Annotated in this window: 1 protein-coding gene; it reads left to right on the top strand. The window is 63.5% G+C overall.

The features are described 5' to 3' along the window. Positions 1-81 precede the first annotated feature (81 nt). Positions 82-1,197, top strand: coding sequence for an IS110 family RNA-guided transposase (locus ACAX61_RS19480; protein WP_066760040.1), 1,116 nt, complete (start codon positions 82-84; stop codon positions 1,195-1,197). Positions 1,198-1,515: the final 318 nt, after the last annotated feature.

Below are 1,515 nucleotides of genomic sequence, written 5' to 3' on the forward strand. Positions count from 1 at the left end.
CTTAGACCCCATGACTGCCCGAGCCTCGGAGGCTCGAATCTGAGATGCTGATGATGGATTTTTCAGCAGCGGAGGCGAGTCATGACGGAGGCAGTGAAATACGTTGGTCTGGACGTGCATAAGGAAACCATTGCGGTCGCTGTTGCCGATGGACAGCGCGGAGGCGAGGTGCGTTTCATCGGAACAGTCGCCAACGAGGACGATGCGGTCAGAAAGCTGGTCAAGCGACTAACGGGACCGGGCGTTACGTTGAACGTCTGCTACGAAGCTGGTCCCTGTGGCTATGGCCTGCATCGGCTGCTGACGAAGCTGGGGCAGGATTGCATTGTCATCGCCCCCTCAATGATGCCGCGACGCCCGGGCGACCATGTGAAGACGGACCGACGTGACGCGATGACACTGGCGCGGCTGCTACGCGCCGGCGAACTCACCGCGATCTGGGTGCCGGACGAAGCGCATGAGGCGGTACGCGATCTCATCCGCGCTCGGCGAAATGCGCAGGACGATGCCATCGGGGCCAAGCAAACGGTGCGCAGCTTCCTGTTGCGTCATGATCGTCGTTTCGGCGGCAAGGCGGCCTGGACGAAAATGTACTGGCGGTGGTTGTCCGAGCAGCGGTTCGATTTTCCCCACCAACAGCTGGCATTCGAGGAAATGCAGAAGCGGGTGCTGGAGGCGCAGGCGCGAGTGGGACGGCTCGAGGCAGCATTGGCCGAAGCGGTGGATGCATGGTGTTTCGCGCCGCTGGTCCGCAATCTGCAGGTCCTGCGCGGTATCAGGCTGGTCAGCGCTGCGACGCTGGTCGCTGAAGTAGGCGATCTCACCCGCTTCGACAATCCTAAGCAGTTGATGGCGTATGTCGGCTTGGTGCCGTCCGAGCACTCCAGCGGCGCCCGGACCAAGCGAGGCCGGATCACCCGCGCGGGCAACGCGCAGGCACGAACCATGCTGATCGAGGCGGGCTGGTCGTATCGGCTGCCCGCTCGCGAGGAACGGCGCTACCGTGAGCGGGTCATCGACTTGCCCGAGGACATCCAGGCAATCGGGTGGAAGGCACAGGTTCGCCTGTCTCAGCGCTACCGTCGCCTAGCAGCCACCGGCAAGCCGCAGCCGAAGGTGACCACTGCGATCGCGCGTGAACTGGTCGGCTATGCCTGGGACATCGCCCGTCGGGTGTCACCGGCGGTCGCTGGCTGATCCACGCACAACGATCACGAGAGGAGGCGCCAGCGCATCACCTGCATAGCCTTGGCCGGCGTGCCGCGGGCACCCGACTGTGATGGGCAATCCGCGGTGTACGGTGGGGCAGGTTCGTCCGACGCCCGAACTTAGACGAAGGATAGGCCCAGCGACGGATACGGGTAGTGCGGTAACCAACCCGCGGATGAGAGCGTGATCAATCGTCGTCGATCAGGCGTCCGCGGCACACCCGCCAAGGTCAATGCGAACGCTGGTCTTGCGGCCAGCGAAGGGGTAAACTCGGGCAGTATCTCGGATGGCAGTCATGAGAGCGTA

It is taken from the genome of Sphingomonas sp. IW22, assembly GCF_041321155.1.
Lineage (GTDB): Bacteria > Pseudomonadota > Alphaproteobacteria > Sphingomonadales > Sphingomonadaceae > Sphingomonas.